Genomic DNA, 21,057 nt, shown 5'->3' on the forward strand with positions numbered 1-21,057 from the left:
GGGTTGTTCGTTCGGTTGTTTATGTTCCGTTTGGGGGGGGGTCTGCCCTTTGGGGCCCCCCCACCCCCCCCCCCCCGCCGCAAGTCAACGGAGCAGGGAGCGGTCGGCGACGAGCCTGGGCGTCCAGATGACCCGGCCGAGGAACTCGTCCGCCTCCTGGGCGGTGACGAGCCAGACGACGGCCGCCGCCGGGGCCTCCTCGGGCGTCGGCTCGAACCCCTCGTCCTTGAGGGAGTCGAGGCCGCCGCGCGCCGCGCCCGCCTCGGTGACCACGAAGCCCGGGTCGAGGTTGAAGGCGCGGACGCCGCGTCCCAGGAACTCGGCGTTGATCGCACCGGCGAGCCGCCCGAATGCCGCCTTGGACGCCGAGTACGCCACGCCCCAGCCGCCTTCGCCGGGCGGTCCGGGCGGATCGCTGGTGGCCGACCCCGAGCACAGGTTGACGATCGTCCCGCCGCCCTGGTCCAGCATCGCCGGGAGGACGGCCTGGAGCAGCACGATCTGGTTCAGGTAGTTCCCGGTGACCGTCCGCTCGGCCACGTCCACGTCGAGGTCGAGGAACCGTTCGTGGGTGCCCGCGATGTGCGCCACCGCGTTGTTGACGAGCACGTCGACGCGACCCCACGCGTCCAGCACCGTCTCGGCCGCGCGGGTCACGCCGCCCCGGTCGAGGAGGTCCATCGGGACGGGCAACGCGCGTGCGCCGAGCGCCTCGATCTCGGCGCGGGTCCGCGCCAGGCTGCCGGGGACGGGGATCGCCTCCGCCGTGCCGTGCCGAGGCGGGATCCGGCCTTCGCCCTCCTCAAGGGTGCGGGCGGTGAAGGCGACGTCGTGCCCGGCGGCGGCGAGCGCGAGGGCCGTCCGCCGGCCGATGCCCCGGCTCGCCCCGGTCACCAGCGCGACAGGTCTCTTTGCTGTCATGACGCGATGATGGCAGCGGCGGTCCGGCCCACCGGACGACTCTCACTGAGCGGGAAGCCTCCGGCGGCGCACCGGCCGATTTGGCAGGTTGAGCATGGACGTCCGCTGCGCGGGCCGCAGACACCGAAGGGATCGAGGACAGTGACGCAGATCCGAGGGCTGGGTTATCTGAAGGTCCAGACCCGCCACATCGACCGCTGGCGCGAGTTCGCCCTCGACGGGCTCGGGTTCGCCGAGGGCGGCGGCCCCGACCCGGACGGCCTCTACCTGCGCATGGACGAGCGCCGGTCGCGCCTTCAGGTGCTGCCCGGCGACTCCGACAGGGTGCTGGCCGTGGGCTGGGAGGTCCGCGACCAGTTCGCTCTGGCCGCCGTCCGCGAGGCCGTCGAGAAGTCCGGGACGGCCGTGACGGCACTGAAGCCCAAGGAGGCGGCGGAGCGCGACGCCGAGGAGGTCATCGCGTTCACCGACCCCGGCGGCACCCCCGTCGAGGTGTTCTTCGGGGCGGTGCTCGACCACAGCCCGGTCCGCACCGGCTTCGCGCAGAAGTTCGTCACCGGCCCGATGGGCATGGGGCACGTGGTGCTGCCCACCCCGAACTTCGCCGAGACCGTCACGTTCTACAACGAGGTCCTCGGGTTCCTGCCGCGCGGCGCGATGAAGGTCGGCGGCGGCGCGGTGCGGATCCGCTTCATGGGCGTCAACCAGCGCCACCACAGCCTGGCGATCTGCCCGGCACCGCACGACGGCGACCCCGGCCTCGTCCACCTGATGGTGGAGGTCGACACCCTCGACGCGGTCGGCATCGCGCTGGACACCGTCAAGGAGAAGGGCTTCTCGATCTCCTCGACGCTCGGCCGGCACACCAACGACAAGATGGTGTCGTTCTACGTACGGGCCCCTGGCGGCTGGGACATCGAGTACGGCTGCGAGGGCCTCCTCGTCGACGAGACGTACTACACCGCCGAGGAGATCACTAAGGACAGCTACTGGGGACACGACTGGTCGGGGTCCGAGCCGCTGGCCGCGTTCACCCCTCCGGGGAAGTGACCCGGTGACTTCTCGTGCTTCGGTGGAACCGGTCGGGACCGACGAAATAGGGGAGTTCGACCACGAATGCGACGTGCTCGTCGTCGGCTTCGGCTGCGCGGGCGCCGCCGCCGCGTACGAGGCCGCCCGCGCCGGGGCGGACGTCCTGGTGCTGGAGCGGGCGAGCGGGCCCGGCGGCTCGTCGGCGCAGTCCGGCGGCGAGCTGTACCTCGGCGGCGGCACCGAGGTGCAGAAGGCGTGCGGGTTCGACGACGACCCCGACAACATGTACGCCTACCTGGAGGCGGCGATCGGCCCCAACGCCGACACCGAGAAGCTCCGGCTGTACTGCGACGGGAGCGTCGAGCACTTCGAGTGGTTCCGCGAGTGCGGCGTCACGTTCAACCCCACCCTCTACCCCGCGCCCGTGTGGATGCCCTTCTCCGAGGACGGGCTGATGTGGCTGGGCGAGAACTCCTGGCCGTACAACACCGTGGCCCGTCCCGTCCCGCGCGGGCACCGTCCGGCTGCGAGCGGGTTCGGCGGCAAGGTGCTGATGGACAAGCTGACCGCTGCCGCGACCGGCGCCGGAGCCGTCACGCACGTCGACACCGTCGCCGCGAACCTCGTCCTGGACGAGGACGGCCGCGTCGCTGGCGTGGTGGCGCGCAAGTACGGCAAGCAGGTCACCTACCGCGCGCGCACGGCGGTGATCCTCACGACCGGCGGATTCGTCGACAACGAGGAGATGCTCGCCGACCACGCGCCCGTGCTGCTCGGCCACGACAAGGTCAGCGACGGCCTCGACGACGGCTCCGGCATCCGGATGGCGAGCGCGATCGGCGCCGCCACCCGCCGGATGGGAGTGGTCGAGATCGCGCTCACCGCGCTGCCGGCCATGGTGTGCCGCGGGATGCTGGTGGACGGCATGGGCCGCCGCTTCATCAACGAGGACGTCTACCCGGGCCACTTCAGCGTCCACGCCGTCCGGAACCAGCCCGGCCCCTACTGGACGATCATCGACGAGGAGGGCTACGAGTCCGTCCCCGAGGCCGACCGGTGGGGAGTGCTCCCCAAGTACGTCACCGAGACGCTGGCCGAGCTGGAGGAGTCGCTGGGCATGCCCGCCGGGTCCCTGGAGAACACGGTCGAGACGTACAACCGGCACGCCGAGAAGGGCGAGGACCCGTACTTCCGCAAGGACCCGAAGTGGCTGCGCCCGCTGAAGTCCCCGTTCGCCGCGATCGACCCCGCCGCAGGGTTCTTCGGCACCGGCGCCACGGGCAAGGGCACCGGCGCGGGCGGGTTCACCCTGGGCGGGCTGCACACGACCGTCGACGGCGAGGTCCTGAACAACTCCGGCGACCCCGTGCCCGGCCTGTACGCGGCCGGCCGTGCCGCCTCCGGCATGCACGGCGAGGGCTACATCAGCGGGACGTCCCTCGGCGACGGCACGTTCTTCGGCCGCCGCGCCGGACGCGCCGCCGCAGCGCTCAAGAAGGAACCTGAATGAAATACGCCGTCCTGCTCCCCGTGGCGGCGGGCGTCACCGCCGATCCCGCGTGGATCGGCGCGTACGTCCAGCACGCCGAGGCCTGCGGCTTCGAGTCGGTCGGCGCGGTGGAGCACGCGGTGGTGGCGAGCGGGTATTCGAGCGTCTACCCGTACGACACGTCGGGCCGCATGGCGCTGGCCGACGACCTGGACATCCCCGATCCCCTGGATCTGCTGGCGTTCCTCGCCGGCCGGACGTCCCGGATCGGCCTGGCCACCGGCGTCCTCGTCCTGCCCAACCACCACCCGGTGGTGCTCGCCAAGCGTCTCGCGACGATCGACGCGCTGTCCGGTGGACGGCTGCGGCTGGTCGTGGGGATGGGCTGGATGCGCGAGGAGGTCGAGGCCTGCGGCACCGACTTCGACTCGCGCGGCCGCCGCGCCGACGAGCAACTCCAGGTGCTCCGCAAACTGTGGGCCGACACGGCGCCATCAGGGGCCGCGCACGACGGGGAGTTCTTCCGGTTCGAGGGCGCGATGAGCTACCCGAAGCCCGTCCAGGACGGCGGCGTGCCGATCCACGTCGGCGGCCACACCAAGGCCGCCGCACGCCGCGCCGGCCGGTACGGCGACGGCCTCCAGCCGCTCGGCGTGGCAGGCGACGAACTCCGTGCCCTGGTCGCGCTGATGCGGGAGGAGGCCGAGCGGAACGACCGTGACCCGGACGCGCTCGAACTCACCCTCGGCCATTCGCTGTCGGCGGTCACCCCGGAGAAGGCGGACAAGCTGGCAGGGCTGGGCGCGGGCCGTCTCGTCCTGCGCGGCAACCCGACCAAGGACCTGAACGAGGCCCGCGACGAACTGTCGTCGTGCGCCGAACGCCTCGGCCTGTCATGACGCTTTCCACGGGCGATCGGGTCGGACTGTCCGACCTGGTCGCCCGGTACGCGCTGTACGCCGACCGCCGCGACCTGCCCGCCCTCGCCGGACTGTTCACCGGCGACGGCGTCCTCGTCCTGCCAGACCCGCCCAGTTCACTCGCCCCGGCGCGGACCTTCACCGGGCGGGACGAGATCATCGCGGCCCTGTCGCCTTTGAACGACGTCCCGCTGACGTCCCACGAGATCGTCGGCCAGGTGTTCGACGGGGTGACCGGCCACATCGCCTGCGTCGCCCACCACCTCACCGAGCGCGACGACGGCAAGCCGTCCGACCTCATCTGGCACCTGCGCTACGCCGACACCTACCGCCGCTCGGACGGCGCGTGGCGCTTCGCCCGGCGGGAACTCCAGATCGACTTCATCGAGACCAGACCCGTCCGGAGGTGGCGCGTTGGCTGAGGAGGCCAGGACCAGCGTGGTCACGGGCGGCGCACTCGGCATCGGCGGCGCGATCTCCCGCCGCCTGGCCGCCGCCGGCGACCTGCTGATCCTCAACGACATCGACGCGGACGCCGCCGAACGCACCCGCGCCGACATCGAGGAGTCCGGCGGCCAATGCGTCACCGTCATCGGCGACATCGTCGAGGACGAGACGATCGAGAAGGTGACGGCCGCGACGCAGGGCCGCGTGGACGTCCTGGTGAACAACGTGGGCGACTTCCGTCCCGCCGCCGCGTCCTTCCAGGACAGCACGCCCGCCCAGTGGCAGCGCCTCTACGAGCTGAACCTCCTCCACGTCTTCAAGCTCACCCACGCCCTGCTGCCGGCCATGGTCGAGCGGCGCTCGGGCAGCATCGTCAACAACTCCACCGTCGAGGCTTTCCGGGGCATTCCGCAGCATCCGGTGTACTCGGCGTTCAACGCGGGCGTATCGGCCTTCACCCGCAGCCTCGCCGTGGCGGTCGGCCGGCACGGCGTCCGCGTCAACGCCATCGCCCCCGACCTCGCCGACACCGAGCAGACCCCGGTCGAATGGATGCGGCGCGGCTACGACGAGGGCCTGGAGCACACATGGGTCCCTCTGGCCCGCTTCGGCGAACCCGACGACTACGCCGCCGTGGTGGAGTTCCTCGCGTCCGACGCCGCCCGCTTCGTCACCGGCCACACGATCCCGGTGGACGGCGGCACGCTCGCCGCATCCGGCTGGTTCGTCCGCGCCGACGACCAGGGCTGGACGAACCGCCCCCACCGCGCCTAGGGAGTGCCATGCCCGCGCTGCACGACGACCGCCCCGCCCGCGAGGTCACGTTCGCCGAACTCGTCGCGGCCCGCGCGGACGACGACCGAACGGCCCTGAACTTCGAGGACGCGTCCTGGACGTGGCGCGAGGTCGTCACCGAGGCCCGCCGCCGCGCGACCCTGGCCCGCGCCGCGGACGGCCACGTCGGCCTGTTCCTGGAGAACGGCCCCGAGCACCTGTTCTGGCTGCTGGGCTCCGCGCTCGCCGGCGTCCCGGTCGTCGAACTGAACCCGACCCGCCGGGGCGCCGAACTGGCCCGCGACATCACCCACACCGACTGCGCCCTCCTGATCAGCGAGACGTCCCGCGAATCGCAACTGGGCGGCTTGGTGGACGTCCCGACGCTGACGATCGACACCGCCGCCTACACCGACCACCTGGCAACGACCCAACCGGCGGACGTTCCCCTTGCCAGCCCGCAGACGATCTTCTCCCTGGTCTTCACCTCGGGGACGACATCCGCCCCCAAGGCGGTGATCTGCACCCAGGGCCGGCTCGGCCGCATCGCCGTCCAGCAACGCGACCGCCGCAACCTGACCCGCGACGACGTGTTCTACGTCGTCATGCCGATGTTCCACTCGAACGCCCTGATGGCCGGTATCGCCCCCGCCGTCGCGACCGGAGGCCGCATAGCCCTCCGCCGCAAGTTCTCGGCGTCCGGTTTCCTCCCGGACGTCCGCGGCTACGGCGTCACGTTCTTCAACTACGTGGGCAAGCCCCTCGCGTACATACTGGCCGTCCCCGAGAAGCCGGACGACGCTGACAACACCCTCCGCATCGCCTTCGGCAACGAGGCCAACGAGCGCGACATCGCCGAGTTCGCCCGCCGCTTCGGCTGCACCGTCATCGACTCCTACGGCTCCAGCGAAGGCGAGATCCGCCTCAACCGCGTCCCGGGCACCCCTCCGGGCTCCCTCGGCGTCGCCGAGCCGGGCACCGTGGTCATCGACCCGGAAACCCTCCAGGAGTGCCCACGCGCCAGGTTCGACGAACACGGCACGCTCCTCAACGCCGACGAGGCCATCGGCGAGATCGTCGACACGATGGGCGCCGCCAAGTTCGAGGGCTACTACAACAACCCCGGGGCGACGGCGAAACGCGTCCGCAACGGCTGGACGTGGTCGGGCGACCTCGCCTACCGCGACGCCGACGGCTTCTGGTACTTCGCCGGCCGCGACGACGACTGGCTACGCGTCGACGGCGAGAACTTCGCCTCAGCCCCCGTCGAACGCCTCCTAGCCCGCTACGAGCCCTTCGCAGACGTAGCCGTCTACGCCGTCCCAGACGAACACGTAGGCGACCAGGTAATGGCAGCCGTCACCCTGGCTCCGCCCCAGACTTTCGACCCGGAGTCCTTCACGGCCTTCCTCAAGGCCCAACCCGACCTAGGCACCAAATGGACGCCCCGCTACATCCGCATAGTGGACGAGCTACCCCGCACCCCCACCAACAAGGTCATCAAGCGCCCCCTACGCACCGAAGCCCACAACACAACAGACCCCATCTACGAACACCAAGCCGACACCTACAAACGCCGCCCCACCTGACCACCGACAACCCTCACCGACCTGGTAACTGCGCATCTTCACGCCGTAGCGCTCAGCCCCAGCGCATCCCCATGAGGCCGGGCCGAGTGGCGGGCCAAGCGCCGGACGGCGTTAACGGGAAGCGACCGGGCTTTGGCGCGGACTCAGGATTCGTCCTCAAGCCCGGGGATGACGGCAAAGGAGGTCAGCCTTCGAAGAGACCGCCTAGTGCCCCTGATGTCCAAATCTCCCGTGGCGGTAACTTGGAGCCCGTCGGCGTGCGCCCTGACGGCTTCATTATAATCGAGTTCACCGAGCTCGACTCTGTATCTGCGGGCTTCGCCAGAATCGTCGGCCACTCCCTGAATGACCGCCTCTCCTCGCCCAAAGCCACCCTCCCGGAATAGTCGAACAATTAGGCCGGTAACCGTCACTCCGGCTCTAGGTTGCTTGGTACGCAGATAATCGGCGGCTTCGCCGAGGATTCGCTGCTGCCCTGGAGTGACCCGCAGGAGTGCGGGCTCCGCAGTTCCGCCGGCCAACGGTGACTTGGCGAAGCGTATTTGGTAGATGTCGTGCTCCGGCCCGCCCAGTGAGCTTAGTGCCGCAAGTTCCGTAGCGTTGGGGGTGTCCGGGAGGAAGTCCCCGAACGACGAGATCGGCCGGTCTCCTTCGCTGACTTCCTCCGCCAGTTGCTGCGCCTTCCGGGTGGTCGCCAGCATCCGGTTCGTCACTTTGCGTCCGAAGGGCTGCGGCGGAACATCAACCAGCGTGTCTTGGCCTACCGGAGGCGAGTCATCCGTCTCGTCCGAATATATGTCTGCCAACGGAAGAGCTAGTGACAGTATGAAACTCCCTGGCTGAGTGGACAGCCTTGCCTGGGATGCGTAGGCCTCGGCGCGCTGCGGTCGTCTCGGAGGGAGGACCAGTGAGTTGTAGTCCAGTGAAGCCGCAGAAGCCACGACGAAATTCTTGAGAGCGGATATTGCGGAATATGCCAGGAGTAGTGGCGCCTCGCCCGTCGGAGCGTCTGGTGTCAGGCGGACGGCAATATTGTCGGCTCCGCCGAAGTTGATGTCATCCGCTATTTCTTCTGGGAGTCGCTGCTCAACGAAGGAGAGTGCCTTGAGTGCGTCATCTATGCGTTCCATATAGTCGCGCACACGCTGAGTCACCGGTAGTACGACGCGGATTTTGTCGTGCCTGCCACTGAGTTGCGGCCGCCACATACTAGTCTGACCATCGGCATCTTCGAGAATCCAGCCGGAACTGGTCAGATAGTTGGTGAACGCCGCAAGATCCGGCGCCTTCGCAGGGCTGCCCTCATTAACGAAATTCACGCGACTCATGACTGACCCCAAACATCCAAGGGAGGAACGGGAGTCGATCGTCGAATTCCGTGTGTTTTGAGCATTCTGTGCAACCCTGACTGATCCAGGGTGTTGACGGCGGGAAGGTGTATCGCCTGACTTGTCCTATTCCTTGAAGGCTCCATGGCCTCAAGTGAAACCCATGCTCCGCGACCGCAAAGGAGCGTTCCTTCGCTATGAAGGCGCACGTTCTCACCTTCCTCGGGAACGCCGATTACGGCAAGAACCCTACCAACGGCGTGGTCGGTTCGCCTGAGCGCATCGTACGTCTCAAGGTCCAGGTCATAACTGAAGTCGCCAGACGTCAGCTGCCTCAGCTGGATGGTCGTCTTGACCTGGACGTTCACGGTCGGGTAGTACGTCCCCAGTTCGGTCCCCGGATACACGAGTTGCACGTCCGCCTTCTGGAGATCCACCGTGGTCGGGCGGCCGTGGAGGAGACCGCACCCAGCGGCGACCGCCTCTAGCCAGGCCTCGCCGAAATCGCCTTGCAGGGTGTTCTGCTCCTGGTCCCGCACGAGGAAGATTGTGCCGCATCATGTAGCGGAATGTGGCGAGTTGCTTACTCCAGGTCGTACAGGCATCAACGCCACGGGCCGAGAGGCACTTCCACGCGCCGTGACGGCTGGCGGGGCCCGATGGGACCTGACGGGCATCTGCCGTGTTGCTGTGGAAAAGTTTGGTTTTGATCATCGGTGGGTGTGGGAGGGCGTGCGGGTGTCCGGGGAGAAACTGAAGCCGCTCCAGGCGGACGACCCTAAGCGGATCGGTGAGTACCGGCTGCTGGCGCGGTTGGGGGCGGGCGGGATGGGCCGGGTCTACCTGGGACGGTCGAAGGGCGGGCGTCCGGTCGCGGTCAAGGTGATCCATCCGCACCTCGCCGAGGATCCGCAGTTCCGGCGGCGGTTCGAGCAGGAGGTCGCGGCGGCGCGGCGGGTCGGGGGCATCCACACCGTGCAGGTGGTGGACGCCGATCCCGGCGTCGATCCGCCCTGGCTCGTCACCGAGTACATCGCCGGACCGTCGTTGCAGGAGGCCGTCGGCGAGCACGGGGCGTTCTCCGAGGAGTCGGTGGCGGGACTCGGTGCGGGCCTGGCCGAAGGGCTGATGGCGATCCACGAGCGCAACGTCGTCCACCGGGACCTCAAGCCCGGCAATGTGCTGCTCGCCCAGGACGGTCCCCGCATCATCGACTTCGGCATCGCGCGGGCGCTGGACGCCACCTCGCAGACCACCAGCGTGGTCGGCACACCCGGGTTCATGTCGCCCGAGCAGTTCCGGGGCCGCGAGATCGGGTCGGCCAGCGACGTGTTCTGCCTCGCCGCGGTGCTGGCCTTCGCCGCCACCGGCCGGCGGCCGTTCGGTGAGGGACCGATCGAAGCCCTCGGCTACCGCGTCGTCAACGAGGACCCCGACCTGACCGGCGTCCCGGAGTCGCTGCGCCCGCTGATCGCGGCCGGCCTGGCGAAGGACCCGGGCGACCGGCCCGGCCTCGACGCGATCCTCGACCGCTGCTCCGTCCTCGTCCAGGGCGGGGAACCTTCGCTGCCGCGGTCGGTTACCACGATGATCGCCACACGGGTGGCGGAGACCGAGGTGCTGCTGCCACCGCCGCGGGGCACGTCGGGGAGACCGCCGCGGGTTCCCTGGCCCGGACGACCGAGGTCCGCGACGGCCGCGGGAGCGGCCGCGGTGGTGGGCGTCCTGCTGGTCGCCTTCGCCGTCTGGGCCATCGCGGACGACGGGAGCGAGCCTGCCGGATCGGGCGCCGCCGCGCAGGTGACCGCCCCCCGCACATCCGATGCCCCCCAGACGCCGTCGCCGACGTCCAGTGAGGTCGCTTCCGCGAGCGCGAGCGCCGCCCCCGATCCCGTCCGCAAGGCGTTCGAGAAGATCTCGGCCGGTGACTGCCTGGACGCGCACAGGTCCCCACACGACTCGGACAAGTGGAGCAAGGGCAAGCCGAACGCCGTCCCCTGCAGCCGGTCGAACGCCTACGTCCGGGTGACCAAGGTGGCGGACGACACCTCTGACTGCGCCGACGGGGACGGAGAGATAGACGGGGAACTGTGGTGGAGCTACGGCGATGAGGGAGACGAGATCGCTCTCTGTGTTTCGCGGCAGCTCCGCGTGGGCGACTGTTTCCTGGGCACGGACGGCCCGGACGAGGGCACCGTCTCCATCAGCAACGGCGACCTGATGACCTCGTGGCCGTGCGGGAAGAGACCCCTCCCGGGGAGTTACGACCACATCCTCAAGGTCACCGCGCTCACCGGGGGCGACTGCCCTTCGGCCCGCAGATCAGTTGACTGGTCCTATCGCGGCGGCAAGCTCTGCGCCCGACTCGTCTGAGCCCGCCGGGCATCGGCCTGGGGGAGGGCGAGGCTCCGCTCAGGCATGCAGGGTGGGCCGGTAGACGAGTTCCTGGATGCGGCCGTCGAGCGTCCGGTGCTCGATCAGTTCGAGGTCGAAGTCGGCCGCGCCCTGGAAGACCGGGTCCATGCCGGTCCGGCCGGTGATCACGGGGAAGAGCGTCACCTGGACGCGGTCGACCAGGCCGGCCGCCATCAGCGCCCGGTTCATCGACAGGCTGCCGTGCGAGCGCAGCGGCACCTCGGACTCCTCCTTGAGCCGGGCGACGACGTCGACGGCGTCGCCGCTCACGACGTCGGCGTCCGGCCAGTCGAGGGGGCCTTCGAGCGTGGTCGACACCACCGTCGCCGGCAGGTTCGTCATCCGCGTGACCCATGGGTCGCGTACGTCGGAGTCCTCGGTGCTGGAGGCCAGCATCTGCGCGAACGCCCGATAGGTGTTGGCCCCGAGGACCATCCGCTGGTCCTCGCTGTACTGGTCGAGGCGGCGGCCGAGGAGCTCGGGGCCTTGCTTGCCCCAGTAGCCGGTCCAGTCGCCGCCGGCGGCGCCGAAGCCGTCGAGGCTGGAAAAGACGTCGAATGTGTACGTAGCGGCCATGATGCTCTCCTCCGGCGCGGTTGCGGTCGCGTGCTGGGGATACCGACCAGTGACCACGGCGAAACTCATCGCCGCCGAGCGGGAACACCGCGTCCCTCACTCAGGTGAAACCGCTGTTCCGCGCCGCCCGGCGGGCGCGGTCACGACCGGATGGTGTCGATGAGCTCGTTCAGGACGCCGTGGCGGCGGGCCGAGGAAATGTGATCGATGTAGTCGCGAGAGGCGACGATCTGCCCATCCCGTACGCGGAGCACGAAGACGCAGGGAACCCGGAACGGTTCACCGTCCTCGGCCGTCCCGCGGTATTCGAACTCGGCGACGATCACTTCCGGGTCCGCGGTTTCGTGCACGGTGATGTTGGCGGGCTCCTGGCGGAGGGGCGGCAGGTGCTTGCCGGCCGAGAAGTGCTCGCGCAGTTCCTCGCGGGTGCGCAGCGGTTCGTCTTCGAACGGTGAGAACGGATGCTCGACGAGGGTCTTTTCCGCGTACAGCTCGTGAAGCTCGTCCCAGCGGCCTTCTGAGACCCCCTGTACGAGTTCGAGGAAGACCTCGCGAGGAGTGAGCGTCATGACGCCTCCCGATGACGCGATAAGGTACCGAAGTGAGGACTCCGAATATACGAAGTGGAGACTTCGGATGTCAACGGAACCCATGCGCGCCGATGCCCGCGATAACCGAGCCCGGATCCTGGAGGTGGCGGAGGACGTCTTCGGCAGGGGCGGCTCGGCCGCCTCCACCGAGCAGGTCGCACGGCTCGCCGGGGTCGGCATCGCCACCGTCTTCCGCCACTTCCCCACGAAGCGGGCGTTGCTGGAGGCGGTTCTGGTGAAACATTTCGACCGCCTTTGCCGGCAGGCGCACGGCCTCGCGGAATCGTCCGATCCGGGCCGGGCGTTCTTCGATTTCTTCGGCCGGCTCGTGGACGACGCCGCGGGCAAACTCGCCATCATCGAGGCGTTCACCGGCGCCGGGGGCGACGCCGGCGGCCGCGCCGCCCAGGGGCCGCTTGAGCTGCGGGAGGCCGTCGGCGTCCTGCTCGGGCGCGCTCAAGAGGCCGGAGCGGTCCGGCCGGACGCCCGCCTCGACGAGGTCTACGCGCTCCTGGTCGGCCTCTCCCGCGCCGTCGCCCACCTTCATCTCGACGAGCCGGTACGCGCCCGCGCACTCGGAATCGTCTTCGACGGGCTCGCCCGTGGCGATGGTGAAAGACGTCCCCTCCCGTAACGGAGAGCGGGCCCCTTGTTCTCCGGTCGACGACACCCGGGATCCGCACCCGCGTGCTGCGCTCCGACTCCGGCGAGGGGGCTAGCGCGCAGACGATCCGCTTGTTCGCCCACCTCGCCGGGACGGGGTGCTAGCCCGCGGCGTCCGGCGGCGTCGTCAGTAGGACGACCTTGCCGCGGCCGTGGCCGGTGGCGACCTCGCGGTGGGCGTCGGCCGCGCGTTCCAGCGGGAAGACGCCGCGCACGTGGATGCGGAGGCGGCCCTCCTCGTAGTAGCGGGCGGCCTCGGCGACGCGGGACGCGGACCGCTTCTCGGGCGGGGTCGTCCGGACGCCGAGTTCGGCGGCGCGGCCGTGGTCGACGAGGGTGGTGATGCGGTCCCGGTCCTTGACGAGGTTGAGCGACACGTCCAGGGCGTCGCCGCCGGCGCCGTCGAGTGCCGCGTCGACGCCGTCCGGTGCCAGGGCTCGTACGCGTTCTTCCAGGCCGTCCCCGTAGGCGACCGGGATCGCGCCGAGCGAGCGCAGGTAGTCGTGGTTGGCCTCGCGCGCCGTGCCGATCACCGTCGCGCCGGCGATGCGGGCGAGCTGGACGGCGACCGTTCCGACGGCGCCCGCCGCCGCGTGGACGAGGAGGGTGTCGCCCGGTCCCACGGCCATCTCCTCAAGCGCGATGTGCGGCGTCATCACGGCGGCGGGGAGGCCGCCCGCCACGTCCCACGGCATGCCCGCGGGCTTGGCCGCCAGCGCCTCGGCCGGGACGACGACGTACTCGGCATAGCCGTTGAGGCGGCCGAAGGCCATCACCTCGTCCCCGGGCTCAACGTCCGTGACACCCGCGCCGACCTGGTCGACGACGCCCGCGAACTCGTTGCCGGGGACGCGGGGGAAGCCCTCCGGCGTCCCCGGCGGCGACCATCCCTCCCGGATGGCCAGGTCGTACGGCTGCACCCCGGCCGCCACGACGCGAACCCGGACTTCGCCGGTTCCCGCCTCCGGTGCCGGCACGTCCAGGATCCTCAGCACGTCCGGCCCGCCCGGCTCGGTGAATCCAGCAACCCGCATAGTGGTCCCCCTTCATCGTCGATCAAGAGGAACGCTAAGACCTCAACCAAAGTCGAGGTCAAGTCGGGCGATTCGACCGGCCCGGGGCCGCGTCCGTACGCGGATCCCGGGCCGTGAGGCGCACGTCGAAGGAGGTCAGGACGGTTTCGGGAGCATGCGCTGCATGGCCTTGTGGGAGCCGGCGACGAGGCGGTCGCGGGGGAAGCCCGCACGCTTCTGCGCCATCTCGTAGTTGCCGCCGGCGACCCAGACCGGGCCGTCCTTCAAGTGATCGAGGCCCTCGCGGGCGATGTCGTCGGGTTCGGCGACGTTGAGGCCCGGCATGTCCATGTTGAGGCCGGCGCGTTCCATCGCGGGGGTGCGGGTCACGCCGGGGACGAGCTCCAGGACGTCCACCCCGTGCTCGCGCATCTCCAGCCAGAGGCCCTCGGCGAAGACCCGGCCGAACGCCTTGACCGCGGAGTAGATGCTGATCTGCGGCTGGCCCATGTAGCCGGCGAGGGAGCCGACGAGCAGGATGCCGCCGCGTCCGCGGGCCTTCATCAGTGCCCCGAAATGGTGCGTGAAGGCGAGCTGCGCGGTGATGTTGAGGTCGATGACGCCCTGGAAGCGGTCGAGGTCGCCGGAGACGAACTCGTGGCCGTAGCTGTTCGCGCCCGCGTTGAAGATCAGCAGGCCGACGTCCAGGTCGTCGGTGGCCTCGCGGACGGCCTTGAGCGGGTCCGGTGCGACGAGGTCGAGTTCGAGCGTGCGGACCTCGACGCCCTTCGCGCGGACGGCCTCGGCGGTCTCCGCCAGCGGCCCCGGCTTCCGGGCGATCAGCACGAGGTTGACGCCCGCGTCGGCGAGGCGGTGCGCGAAGGCGGAGCCGACGCCCTCGGAGCCGCCCGCGATGACGGCCCACGGGCCGTACTGGTCGATCATTGCCCTCCGTCCAGGTCCGGGGTCCAGGCGACGCCGTTGATGTGGGAGCCGCCGTCCGCGAACAGGGTGTTTCCGGTCAGGTATCGGGCGTCCTCGGACGCGAGGAACACCGCCACGGGTGCGATGTCGGTCTCCGGGTCTCCGAGGCGGCCCATCGGGTTGGCGCGGTCGGCGGCGGCCTCGATCTCCGGGTGCTCGGCCGCCATCCGCCGGAACGCGGCGCTCTTGGCGCCCGGGCAGATCGCGTTGACGACGACGCCCGCCGGCGCCCACTCGCGGGCGGCCGTCCGGGTCAGGGTGCGCAGGGCTTCCTTGGCCGAGTTGTACTCCAGGGTGCCCATGTGGGCGTTGACCCCGTTCAGGGAGCACATGTTGATGACGCGTCCCCAGCCGCCGGCCTTCATGTGGGGGAACGCGGCCTGCATCGCCCAGAGCGGGCCGTAGTAGCCCATGGCGAAACCACGCGCGAGCTGCTCGTCGGTCTTGGTCTCGACGCGGCTGACCGTCCCGGCGCCCCAGGCGTTGTTGACCAGGACGTCCACCGACCCCCAAGTCTCCACGGCCGTCGAGACCATGGCGTGGACCTGCGCCTTGTCGGTGACGTCGGTCCGGACGAACCGGGCGTTCTCCCCGATCTCGGCGGCCACCCGCTCGCCGGTCCTCTCGTTCAGCTCGGCCACCAGGACGCGGGCGCCCTCGGCGGCGAAGCGGCGGGCGACGCCGCGTCCGATGCCGTCGCCCGCGCCGGTCACGACCGCGACGCGGCCGGCCAGCCGTCCCTGCGTCACTCGACCACCTTGATGGAGCCGGTCAGGGCCGCCTCCTGGATCGCCGAGCGGAGCGCCGGGCAGGTGTCGTGCGGATCCTCGATCCCCACGCACGCGGCCCTGGCGTCGGCGTTCCACTGGATGCTCGTCTGCTCCCAGCTCGCCTTGCGCACCAGGACCTCGGCGGCGCAGCGGCGGCAGCGGACGGGCAGCAGCGGGCCGTCCAGGAGGCGCTCGTCCTGCCGGGTCGTCCCCGCCCGGGTCATGCGGAGGCCCCCTCACGGCGCGCGAGGTTCTCCTCGACCTCCTTCTTCCACGATTCGACCGGACGGGTCGTGTCGATCTCGAACTCGAACCTGTCGGTCATCTCCGGCCGGACGTCGGCGACGTCGACGTAGAACTGCTGGTACCAGCGGCGCAGCTGGTAGACGGGCCCGTCCTCCTCGCACAGCAGCGGGTTGTCGATGCGGGCCTTGTTCCGCCAGATCTCGATGTCCTGCTCGAAACCGAGCAGGATGAAGTCGGTCAGCTTCTGCGCGGTCGCCTCGGCCGCCTCGGGCGGCAGCGCGTCGCTGTGCTGCACGATGATGCCCGAATGCAGCGTGAACGAGTGCTCGTCGATCGGGTAGTGGCAGTTGATCAGGACTGAGTTCAGGTCGTACCCGTCGTAGTGGTACGTCAGCTCGTCGATCATGAACGAGGGGCCGTGGTAGGACGCGACGGAGGTGTTGCCGATCATCCGCGGCCCGCCGCCGCCGTCGCCCTCGCGCGCCCGGCGGGCGTCCTCCCGGGTCACGCCCTTCATGATCTGCGTGGCGACCTGGCCCTCGAAGACGTTCTTGAAGAACGTCGGGAACGACTTGTGGATGTAGAAGAAGTGCGCCATGTCGACGACGTTGTCGATGATCTCGCGGCAGTTGGTGTTGACGACCGTCTCCGTCCACCGCCAGTCGGTCCAGTCGTCGCGGGTCGCGCCCTCGATCAACGGGATCGTCACGTCCGCCGGCGGCTTGCTCCCCTCCGGGTCGTTCCAGACGAACAGCAGCTTGTCCTGCTCCATCGTCGGCCACGAGGCGGTGCGGGCCCGCAGCGGGACGCGGCGCGAGTACGGGATCGACTTGCAGCGCCCGTCGCCGCCCCAGCGCCAGTCGTGGAACGGGCAGGCGATCTCGTTGCCCTTCACCGTCCCCTGCGACAGGTCGCCGCCCATGTGCCGGCAGTAGCCGTCCAGGACGTTCGTCTTGCCGTCCGCACCGGTGAAGACCACGAGCTTCTGCCCGAACGCGTTGACGGTGTGGGGCTTGCCGTCCTTGAACTTCTCGGCCAGCCCGAGACAGTGCCATCCCCGGGCGAAACGGGAGGAGATCGCCTCCGCCTCGATGGCGCGGACGGCGTCCGACTCGGTTGCGGTCACGTAAATCATCCCTTCAGCGACGGACGGGTGATTCGAACGTTAGGTCGCAGTTCACCGTCCCGGCCCATGAGTCCCGCTGGCCGGGACGTTCCCGACCGCGGCGGCACCCTGACATGGTGTCCTTCAATGGCCGCACAAGGGAAGGAGCGGGGATGAGCAACGAGGTCCTGGAGACCGTGCGCGGGCTGCTGCCGGGCATCGCCGAGCGGGCCCGGTCCGTGGACGAGAAGGGACGCATCCCCGCCGAGACCGTCCGTGAACTCACCGCCGCCGGGGTGTTCCGGATGCTCCAGCCCACCCGCTACGGCGGCGCCGAGGACGACCCCGTCGCGTTCTACGAGGTCATCCGGACGATCTCCGGCGCCTGCGGCTCCACCGGCTGGGTCGCCGCCATCCTCGGCGTCCACTCCTGGCATCTGGGGCTGTTCGCCGACGAGGCGCAGCGCGAAGTGTGGGACGCCGGGCCGGACACGCTCGTCGCCTCGTCCTACGCCCCCGTCGGACGGCTCACCCCGGTCGACGGCGGCTACGAGGTGACGGGACGCTGGTCGTTCTCGTCCGGCGTCGAGTTCACGTCGTGGGCCCTGCTCGGCGCGCTCGTCGTGGGCGCGGAGGGACGTCCCGTCGACTTCATGACGGTGCTCGTCCCCAAGGAGGACTTCGAGGTCCGCGAGGTGTGGGACTCGATGGGCCTGCGCGGCACCGCCAGCGACGACGTCGTCGTGGAGCGGGCGTTCGTGCCCGCGCACCGCGCGATGCGCAACTTCGAGCAGGCGCAGCTCCGCAACCCGGGCCGCAAGGTCAACACCGGCCCGCTGTACCGGATGCCGTTCGGGACGCTGTTCACCGCCACGGTCACCGCCAGCGTCATCGGGATGGCCGCCGGCTGCCACGACCACTACGTGGACCGGATGCGCGACCGGATCCGGCTGAGCCTCGGCGGCGGACGGTTCGTCGAGGACCCGTTCGCCCAGGTCGCCGTCGCCCGCGCCGCGTCCGAGATCGACGCGGCGATCCTGCAGACGGACCGGAACGTCCGGGAGATCCACGAGTACGCGGTCCGCAACGAGAAGATCCCGATGGAGCTGCGGCTGCGCGCCCGCCGCGACCAGGTCCGCGGCACCGAGCGCGCCATCCAGGCGATCGACATCCTGTTCAAGACCGCCGGTGGCAACTCCCTGCACCGCGGCAACGTCATCGAGCGCGCCTGGCGCGACGCCCACGCCGGCAGTGTCCACGTCGCCAACGACGTCGAACGCGCCCTGGCGATGTACGGCCGCGGCGAGTTCGGCCTCAAGGTCGAAGACAACCTCGTCTGACCGACTCGCCGGTCTGTGGCGTGTCGCCCTTGAACGCGACCGTTCGAGGGCGACACGCCGCAGGTGGAGGTGGTTCGGTCAGCAGGTGGTCGGCGGGGTGCCGCCGGCGCGGAGGTTCTCGGTGAACTGCAGGGACGTCTCGAACGAGGCGTTGATGCTGCCCCGGTGGTCGGCGCCGTCGAACGCCCGGTAGGCGATGTCGCCGTAGCGCTTGCAGAGGTCGGCCACGATGTTCTGTGTCGCGGCGGGGGTGACCTCACGGTCGGCGGTGCCCTGCGCGACCAGCGTCGGGACCTTCAGGTTCAGGCCGAGCGCCTCCTGCGCGTTGTAGTAGTTCTCGAACGCGGTGAGGTCGGCGTCCGGGCGGAACACCTTGTTGAGCGGCAGGTCCGCGGTGAGCTGCTTGAGCTGGGCGAGGCACGCGTTCGTGCGTCCCGCCTCGGCCAGCGGCGCGGCCTCCTCGGTCAGCAGTGTCTCCGGGTCGAACGACGGGTCCGCCGCGTGGGCGCCGTTGAGCAGGACGAACAGGAACGGCAGCGCGATCTCCGCGCCCGGGTACTGGTTCTTGACGTAGGCGGCGGTCTGGCTCATGTTCGAGCCGGGCGCGATCGACACGGCGCCCTTCAGCCGGACGTCCCGGGGCCTCTGCCGGGCCGCGGCCGTGTAGAGCGTCGCCTGGCCGCCCTGGCTGTGGCCGGCGACGAACCAGTCGCGTCCGATGCGGGGATCGGCCTTGCGGGCGGCGCGGACGATGTCGGTGACGGTGTTCGCCTCGCTGACGCCGTGCATGTACGGGTGGCCGCCCGGGGTGCCGAGGCCCTCGTAGTCGGTCTGCACGACGGCGTAGCCGTGCGACACCCACTTGTCCAGGTACGTCTCGGTGATCGACAGGTAGTCGTGGGCCGGGCCGGCGGCGGTGTCGGCGGACGGGGCGCACCTGTCCGCGGTGCCGGTCGTTCCGTGCGCCCAGCTGAGCACGGGCCAGCCGCCGGGCGGCGGCGTGCCCTCCGGGACCGCCACGGTGCCGGTCACGGTGATCGGCTTCCCGCCCACGCCCTCCGACGTGTAGGTGATCTTCCGGTTGACGGCGGCGCTCGGCAGGGCCGCCGCGTTCGTCAGCGGGCTGCTGCCCAGGAGCTCGCCGCGGTGCCCCGGCGGGACGCCGTGACCGCCGTCCGCTCCGGCCTGGGCGGGGACGGCGACGATCCCGGCCGACCCGGCGAGGGTGACGGCGGCGACGGCGAGGCCCGCGGTGCGTCTCTTGACAGATCTCATGCGTGGTCCCTTCTGATGTCCTGGACGGCCCGGTAGGCGAACGCCATGGCCGACCCGATCGGAATGCCCGGACCCGGGTAGAACGGGCCGGTGAACGAGGCACTGGTGTTCCCCGCGGCGTAGAGCCCGGGGACGGGACGGCCCGAGCCGTCCAGGACGCGGCCGTCCGGGTCGGTGCGCAGCCCGCCCTTCGTCCCGAGGTCGCTGAGGACGAGCTTCGCCGCGTAGTACGGGGGCTCGTCGACGGCGACGACGCAAGGCCTCCCGCCGGAGAAGTAGCGGTCGTAGGGGTCCTCCCCGCGGTGGAAGTCCTCGTCCACGCCCTTCTCGGCGAAGCCGTTGAAGCGTTCCACCGTGTCGGTGAGGGCGTCCGCCGGGAGCCCGGTCCGCGCGGCCAGCTCGGCGAGCGTGTCCGCCCGGACCCATAGGCCCGACGCGACCTGGTCGTCCGCCGCCACGGGCGGGACGGAGATCGCCGGCAGCCCGCCGGACCGCGCGTCGAAGACCAGGTGGAAGGGGCCCCGCGCGTCGGCCATCCGCCGCCCCATCTGGTCGTAGGGGAGCGACTCGTTGGCGAAGCGGCGTCCCGACCCGTCCACGATGATCCCGCCCCGGAAGCCGAGCGTGAACGCCGGCCGCCCGTCGGGGGTCAGGAGACCGGGGCAGAACCACGCCTGGTCGAGCAGCCCGGTGGACGCGCCGATCCGCACGGCCGCCTCGATGGCGTCGCCGGTGTTCGCGCCGTCCGGGGCCATCGTCCATTCCGCGTCGCCCGGCACGCCCCGCTCGTCGCGCAGCGCGGGCGACGACTCGAACCCGCCGGCCGCCAGCAGCACCCCCCGCGAGGCCCGCAGCCGGACGGGGCCGTCCGCCGTCATCGCCCGCACGCCGGCGACCCGGCCGTCCTCGACGATCAGGTCCGTCAGCGCGGTCCCGGTGCGGACGGTGCCGTGCCCGGTCGCGGTGATCGCCAGCAGCAGCCGCCCGATCAGCGCCCGTCCCTGCGCCATCGGCTTGGCCGAATGCCCCCGTCCCGCGCGGTCCCGGTCGACCGGCGGGCGCACGAGCCCCGCCAGGTCGCCGAGCCGCTCCACCGGCAGGTCGAGGGGGACGAACGACCGCCCCATGTCCAGGCGTCCGGGCGCGTCGAAGTAGTCGGGGAACGCGCGCCACTCGAACTCGATCAGCGGGTCGCGCTCCAGGAAGTCCACCAGCTCCGGCGCCGTCTCCAGGAACGCCTCGCGGTGCCCGGCGTTGTCGTCGCCGAGCAGCGCCCGCAGATACGTGCGCGCCGACTCCGTCGAGTCCGCGATCCCGGCCCGCTCCTGCACCCGCGTCCCCGGCAGCCAGATCGCCGAGCCCGAGTACGCGGACGTCCCGCCGAGCAGGTCCGTCTTCTCCAGGACGGCCGTCCGCAGCCCGCCCGTCGCCGCCGCGAGCGCACCGGCCATCGCCCCGGCGCCCGACCCGGCCACCACCACGTCGTATTCGTCGTCCCACCGGGCATTTCCCACGTGACATCCCCTCACGATCTCGGCGCGGGCACAACGTAAACGCGGGCCGGGCCGGGCGGGCGACAC

21 protein-coding genes are annotated in these 21,057 nt (G+C 70.5%); 9 read left to right on the forward strand and 12 right to left on the reverse strand.

What is annotated here, in order from left to right; translation table 11 throughout:
- Nucleotides 1-84: 84 nt before the first annotated feature.
- A complete protein-coding gene (locus tag AB0C35_RS17105; protein WP_358456296.1) occupies nt 85-921 on the reverse strand; it encodes an SDR family oxidoreductase in 837 nt (278 codons plus the stop codon).
- A gap of 141 nt (nt 922-1,062) precedes the next feature.
- Between AB0C35_RS17105 and AB0C35_RS17110 the strand changes: the two genes are divergently transcribed.
- The 6 genes from AB0C35_RS17110 to AB0C35_RS17135 are packed head-to-tail and all read left to right on the forward strand — an operon-like array spanning nt 1,063 to nt 7,172.
- On the forward strand, nt 1,063-1,971 hold the full coding sequence (locus AB0C35_RS17110) for a VOC family protein (protein ID WP_358456299.1): 909 nt from the start codon (nt 1,063-1,065) through the stop codon (nt 1,969-1,971).
- Nucleotides 1,972-1,993: 22 nt separating this feature from the next.
- The gene (locus AB0C35_RS17115; RefSeq protein ID WP_358456302.1) at nt 1,994-3,463 is read left to right on the forward strand and encodes an FAD-dependent oxidoreductase; all 1,470 of its coding nucleotides are present in this window, start codon (nt 1,994-1,996) and stop codon (nt 3,461-3,463) included.
- Entirely contained in the window at nt 3,460-4,341 is an 882-nt protein-coding gene (locus tag AB0C35_RS17120) for an LLM class F420-dependent oxidoreductase (RefSeq protein ID WP_358456305.1), read from the forward strand. The genes AB0C35_RS17115 and AB0C35_RS17120 overlap by 4 nt, the downstream gene beginning before the upstream one ends.
- Nucleotides 4,338-4,784, forward strand: a complete 447-nt coding sequence (locus AB0C35_RS17125; RefSeq protein ID WP_358456308.1) for a nuclear transport factor 2 family protein — start codon at nt 4,338-4,340, stop codon at nt 4,782-4,784. The genes AB0C35_RS17120 and AB0C35_RS17125 overlap by 4 nt, the downstream gene beginning before the upstream one ends.
- Nucleotides 4,777-5,583 (forward strand): SDR family oxidoreductase, encoded by an 807-nt coding sequence (locus AB0C35_RS17130; protein WP_358456311.1) that lies wholly within the window; start codon nt 4,777-4,779, stop codon nt 5,581-5,583. Before AB0C35_RS17125 ends, AB0C35_RS17130 begins: the two co-directional genes overlap by 8 nt.
- A gap of 8 nt (nt 5,584-5,591) precedes the next feature.
- Nucleotides 5,592-7,172: an AMP-binding protein gene (locus AB0C35_RS17135; RefSeq protein ID WP_358456313.1), complete on the forward strand. Its 1,581-nt coding sequence runs from the start codon at nt 5,592-5,594 to the stop codon at nt 7,170-7,172.
- A 143-nt stretch (nt 7,173-7,315) separates the two neighbouring features.
- Here the strand turns inward: AB0C35_RS17135 and AB0C35_RS17140 are convergent, their stop codons facing one another.
- Both AB0C35_RS17140 and AB0C35_RS17145 read right to left on the reverse strand, forming a co-directional pair.
- Nucleotides 7,316-8,500 (reverse strand): hypothetical protein, encoded by a 1,185-nt coding sequence (locus tag AB0C35_RS17140; protein ID WP_358456316.1) that lies wholly within the window; start codon nt 8,498-8,500, stop codon nt 7,316-7,318.
- On the reverse strand, nt 8,497-9,039 hold the full coding sequence (locus tag AB0C35_RS17145; protein WP_358456319.1) for a DUF4365 domain-containing protein: 543 nt from the start codon (nt 9,037-9,039) through the stop codon (nt 8,497-8,499). The genes AB0C35_RS17140 and AB0C35_RS17145 overlap by 4 nt, the downstream gene beginning before the upstream one ends.
- Before the next feature lie 181 nt (nt 9,040-9,220).
- On the opposite strand from AB0C35_RS17145, the gene AB0C35_RS17150 reads away from it, so the two are divergent.
- Nucleotides 9,221-10,873, forward strand: coding sequence for a serine/threonine-protein kinase (locus tag AB0C35_RS17150; protein WP_358456322.1), 1,653 nt, complete (start codon nt 9,221-9,223; stop codon nt 10,871-10,873).
- Between the two features lie 39 nt (nt 10,874-10,912).
- Here the strand turns inward: AB0C35_RS17150 and AB0C35_RS17155 are convergent, their stop codons facing one another.
- Nucleotides 10,913-11,491 carry a dihydrofolate reductase family protein gene (locus tag AB0C35_RS17155; protein WP_358456325.1) on the reverse strand — a complete coding sequence of 193 codons (579 nt, stop codon included), beginning with the start codon at nt 11,489-11,491 and terminating at the stop codon, nt 10,913-10,915.
- Between the two features lie 140 nt (nt 11,492-11,631).
- Nucleotides 11,632-12,060, reverse strand: a complete 429-nt coding sequence (locus tag AB0C35_RS17160) for a nuclear transport factor 2 family protein (protein WP_358456327.1) — start codon at nt 12,058-12,060, stop codon at nt 11,632-11,634.
- Nucleotides 12,061-12,127: 67 nt separating this feature from the next.
- On the opposite strand from AB0C35_RS17160, the gene AB0C35_RS17165 reads away from it, so the two are divergent.
- Complete coding sequence (locus tag AB0C35_RS17165) at nt 12,128-12,715, forward strand: helix-turn-helix domain-containing protein (protein ID WP_358456330.1); 588 nt, start codon at nt 12,128-12,130, stop codon at nt 12,713-12,715.
- Nucleotides 12,716-12,845: 130 nt separating this feature from the next.
- Here the strand turns inward: AB0C35_RS17165 and AB0C35_RS17170 are convergent, their stop codons facing one another.
- The 5 genes from AB0C35_RS17170 to AB0C35_RS17190 all read right to left on the reverse strand — a co-directional run bounded on the left by AB0C35_RS17170 (nt 12,846) and on the right by AB0C35_RS17190 (nt 16,892).
- Nucleotides 12,846-13,778, reverse strand: a complete 933-nt coding sequence (locus tag AB0C35_RS17170) for an NADP-dependent oxidoreductase (RefSeq protein ID WP_358456333.1) — start codon at nt 13,776-13,778, stop codon at nt 12,846-12,848.
- Nucleotides 13,779-13,913: 135 nt separating this feature from the next.
- Nucleotides 13,914-14,702, reverse strand: a complete 789-nt coding sequence (locus AB0C35_RS17175; protein WP_358456336.1) for an SDR family NAD(P)-dependent oxidoreductase — start codon at nt 14,700-14,702, stop codon at nt 13,914-13,916.
- Nucleotides 14,699-15,490, reverse strand: coding sequence for a glucose 1-dehydrogenase (locus AB0C35_RS17180; protein ID WP_358456339.1), 792 nt, complete (start codon nt 15,488-15,490; stop codon nt 14,699-14,701). The genes AB0C35_RS17175 and AB0C35_RS17180 overlap by 4 nt, the downstream gene beginning before the upstream one ends.
- Complete coding sequence (locus tag AB0C35_RS17185) at nt 15,487-15,735, reverse strand: ferredoxin (protein WP_358456342.1); 249 nt, start codon at nt 15,733-15,735, stop codon at nt 15,487-15,489. Before AB0C35_RS17185 ends, AB0C35_RS17180 begins: the two co-directional genes overlap by 4 nt.
- Nucleotides 15,732-16,892 carry a Rieske 2Fe-2S domain-containing protein gene (locus AB0C35_RS17190; protein ID WP_358456345.1) on the reverse strand — a complete coding sequence of 387 codons (1,161 nt, stop codon included), beginning with the start codon at nt 16,890-16,892 and terminating at the stop codon, nt 15,732-15,734. Before AB0C35_RS17190 ends, AB0C35_RS17185 begins: the two co-directional genes overlap by 4 nt.
- A gap of 143 nt (nt 16,893-17,035) precedes the next feature.
- Between AB0C35_RS17190 and hsaA the strand changes: the two genes are divergently transcribed.
- On the forward strand, nt 17,036-18,202 hold the full coding sequence (hsaA, locus tag AB0C35_RS17195) for a 3-hydroxy-9,10-secoandrosta-1,3,5(10)-triene-9,17-dione monooxygenase oxygenase subunit (protein ID WP_358456348.1): 1,167 nt from the start codon (nt 17,036-17,038) through the stop codon (nt 18,200-18,202).
- Between the two features lie 78 nt (nt 18,203-18,280).
- On the opposite strand, the gene AB0C35_RS17200 is transcribed toward hsaA, so the two are convergent.
- The gene (locus tag AB0C35_RS17200) at nt 18,281-19,477 is read right to left on the reverse strand and encodes an alpha/beta hydrolase (RefSeq protein WP_358456351.1); all 1,197 of its coding nucleotides are present in this window, start codon (nt 19,475-19,477) and stop codon (nt 18,281-18,283) included.
- Complete coding sequence (locus AB0C35_RS17205) at nt 19,474-20,991, reverse strand: FAD-binding protein (RefSeq protein ID WP_358456354.1); 1,518 nt, start codon at nt 20,989-20,991, stop codon at nt 19,474-19,476. Before AB0C35_RS17205 ends, AB0C35_RS17200 begins: the two co-directional genes overlap by 4 nt.
- Nucleotides 20,992-21,057 lie beyond the last annotated feature (66 nt).

It is taken from the genome of Spirillospora sp. NPDC048819 (genome assembly GCF_040650055.1).
In the GTDB taxonomy this organism is placed as follows: Bacteria; Actinomycetota; Actinomycetes; order Streptosporangiales; family Streptosporangiaceae; genus Spirillospora.

Coding starts and splice junctions, on each gene's coding strand:
- AB0C35_RS17105 (WP_358456296.1), bottom strand. CDS start 921: ATGACAGCAAAGAGACCTGTCGCGCTGGTGACCGGGGCGAGCCGGGGC.
- AB0C35_RS17120 (WP_358456305.1), top strand. CDS start 3,460: ATGAAATACGCCGTCCTGCTCCCCGTGGCGGCGGGCGTCACCGCCGAT.
- AB0C35_RS17125 (WP_358456308.1), top strand. CDS start 4,338: ATGACGCTTTCCACGGGCGATCGGGTCGGACTGTCCGACCTGGTCGCC.
- AB0C35_RS17135 (WP_358456313.1), top strand. CDS start 5,592: ATGCCCGCGCTGCACGACGACCGCCCCGCCCGCGAGGTCACGTTCGCC.
- AB0C35_RS17140 (WP_358456316.1), bottom strand. CDS start 8,500: ATGAGTCGCGTGAATTTCGTTAATGAGGGCAGCCCTGCGAAGGCGCCG.
- AB0C35_RS17155 (WP_358456325.1), bottom strand. CDS start 11,491: ATGGCCGCTACGTACACATTCGACGTCTTTTCCAGCCTCGACGGCTTC.
- AB0C35_RS17160 (WP_358456327.1), bottom strand. CDS start 12,060: ATGACGCTCACTCCTCGCGAGGTCTTCCTCGAACTCGTACAGGGGGTC.
- AB0C35_RS17165 (WP_358456330.1), top strand. CDS start 12,128: ATGTCAACGGAACCCATGCGCGCCGATGCCCGCGATAACCGAGCCCGG.
- AB0C35_RS17170 (WP_358456333.1), bottom strand. CDS start 13,778: ATGCGGGTTGCTGGATTCACCGAGCCGGGCGGGCCGGACGTGCTGAGG.
- AB0C35_RS17175 (WP_358456336.1), bottom strand. CDS start 14,702: ATGATCGACCAGTACGGCCCGTGGGCCGTCATCGCGGGCGGCTCCGAG.
- AB0C35_RS17185 (WP_358456342.1), bottom strand. CDS start 15,735: ATGACCCGGGCGGGGACGACCCGGCAGGACGAGCGCCTCCTGGACGGC.
- AB0C35_RS17190 (WP_358456345.1), bottom strand. CDS start 16,892: ATGATTTACGTGACCGCAACCGAGTCGGACGCCGTCCGCGCCATCGAG.
- hsaA (WP_358456348.1), top strand. CDS start 17,036: ATGAGCAACGAGGTCCTGGAGACCGTGCGCGGGCTGCTGCCGGGCATC.
- AB0C35_RS17200 (WP_358456351.1), bottom strand. CDS start 19,477: ATGAGATCTGTCAAGAGACGCACCGCGGGCCTCGCCGTCGCCGCCGTC.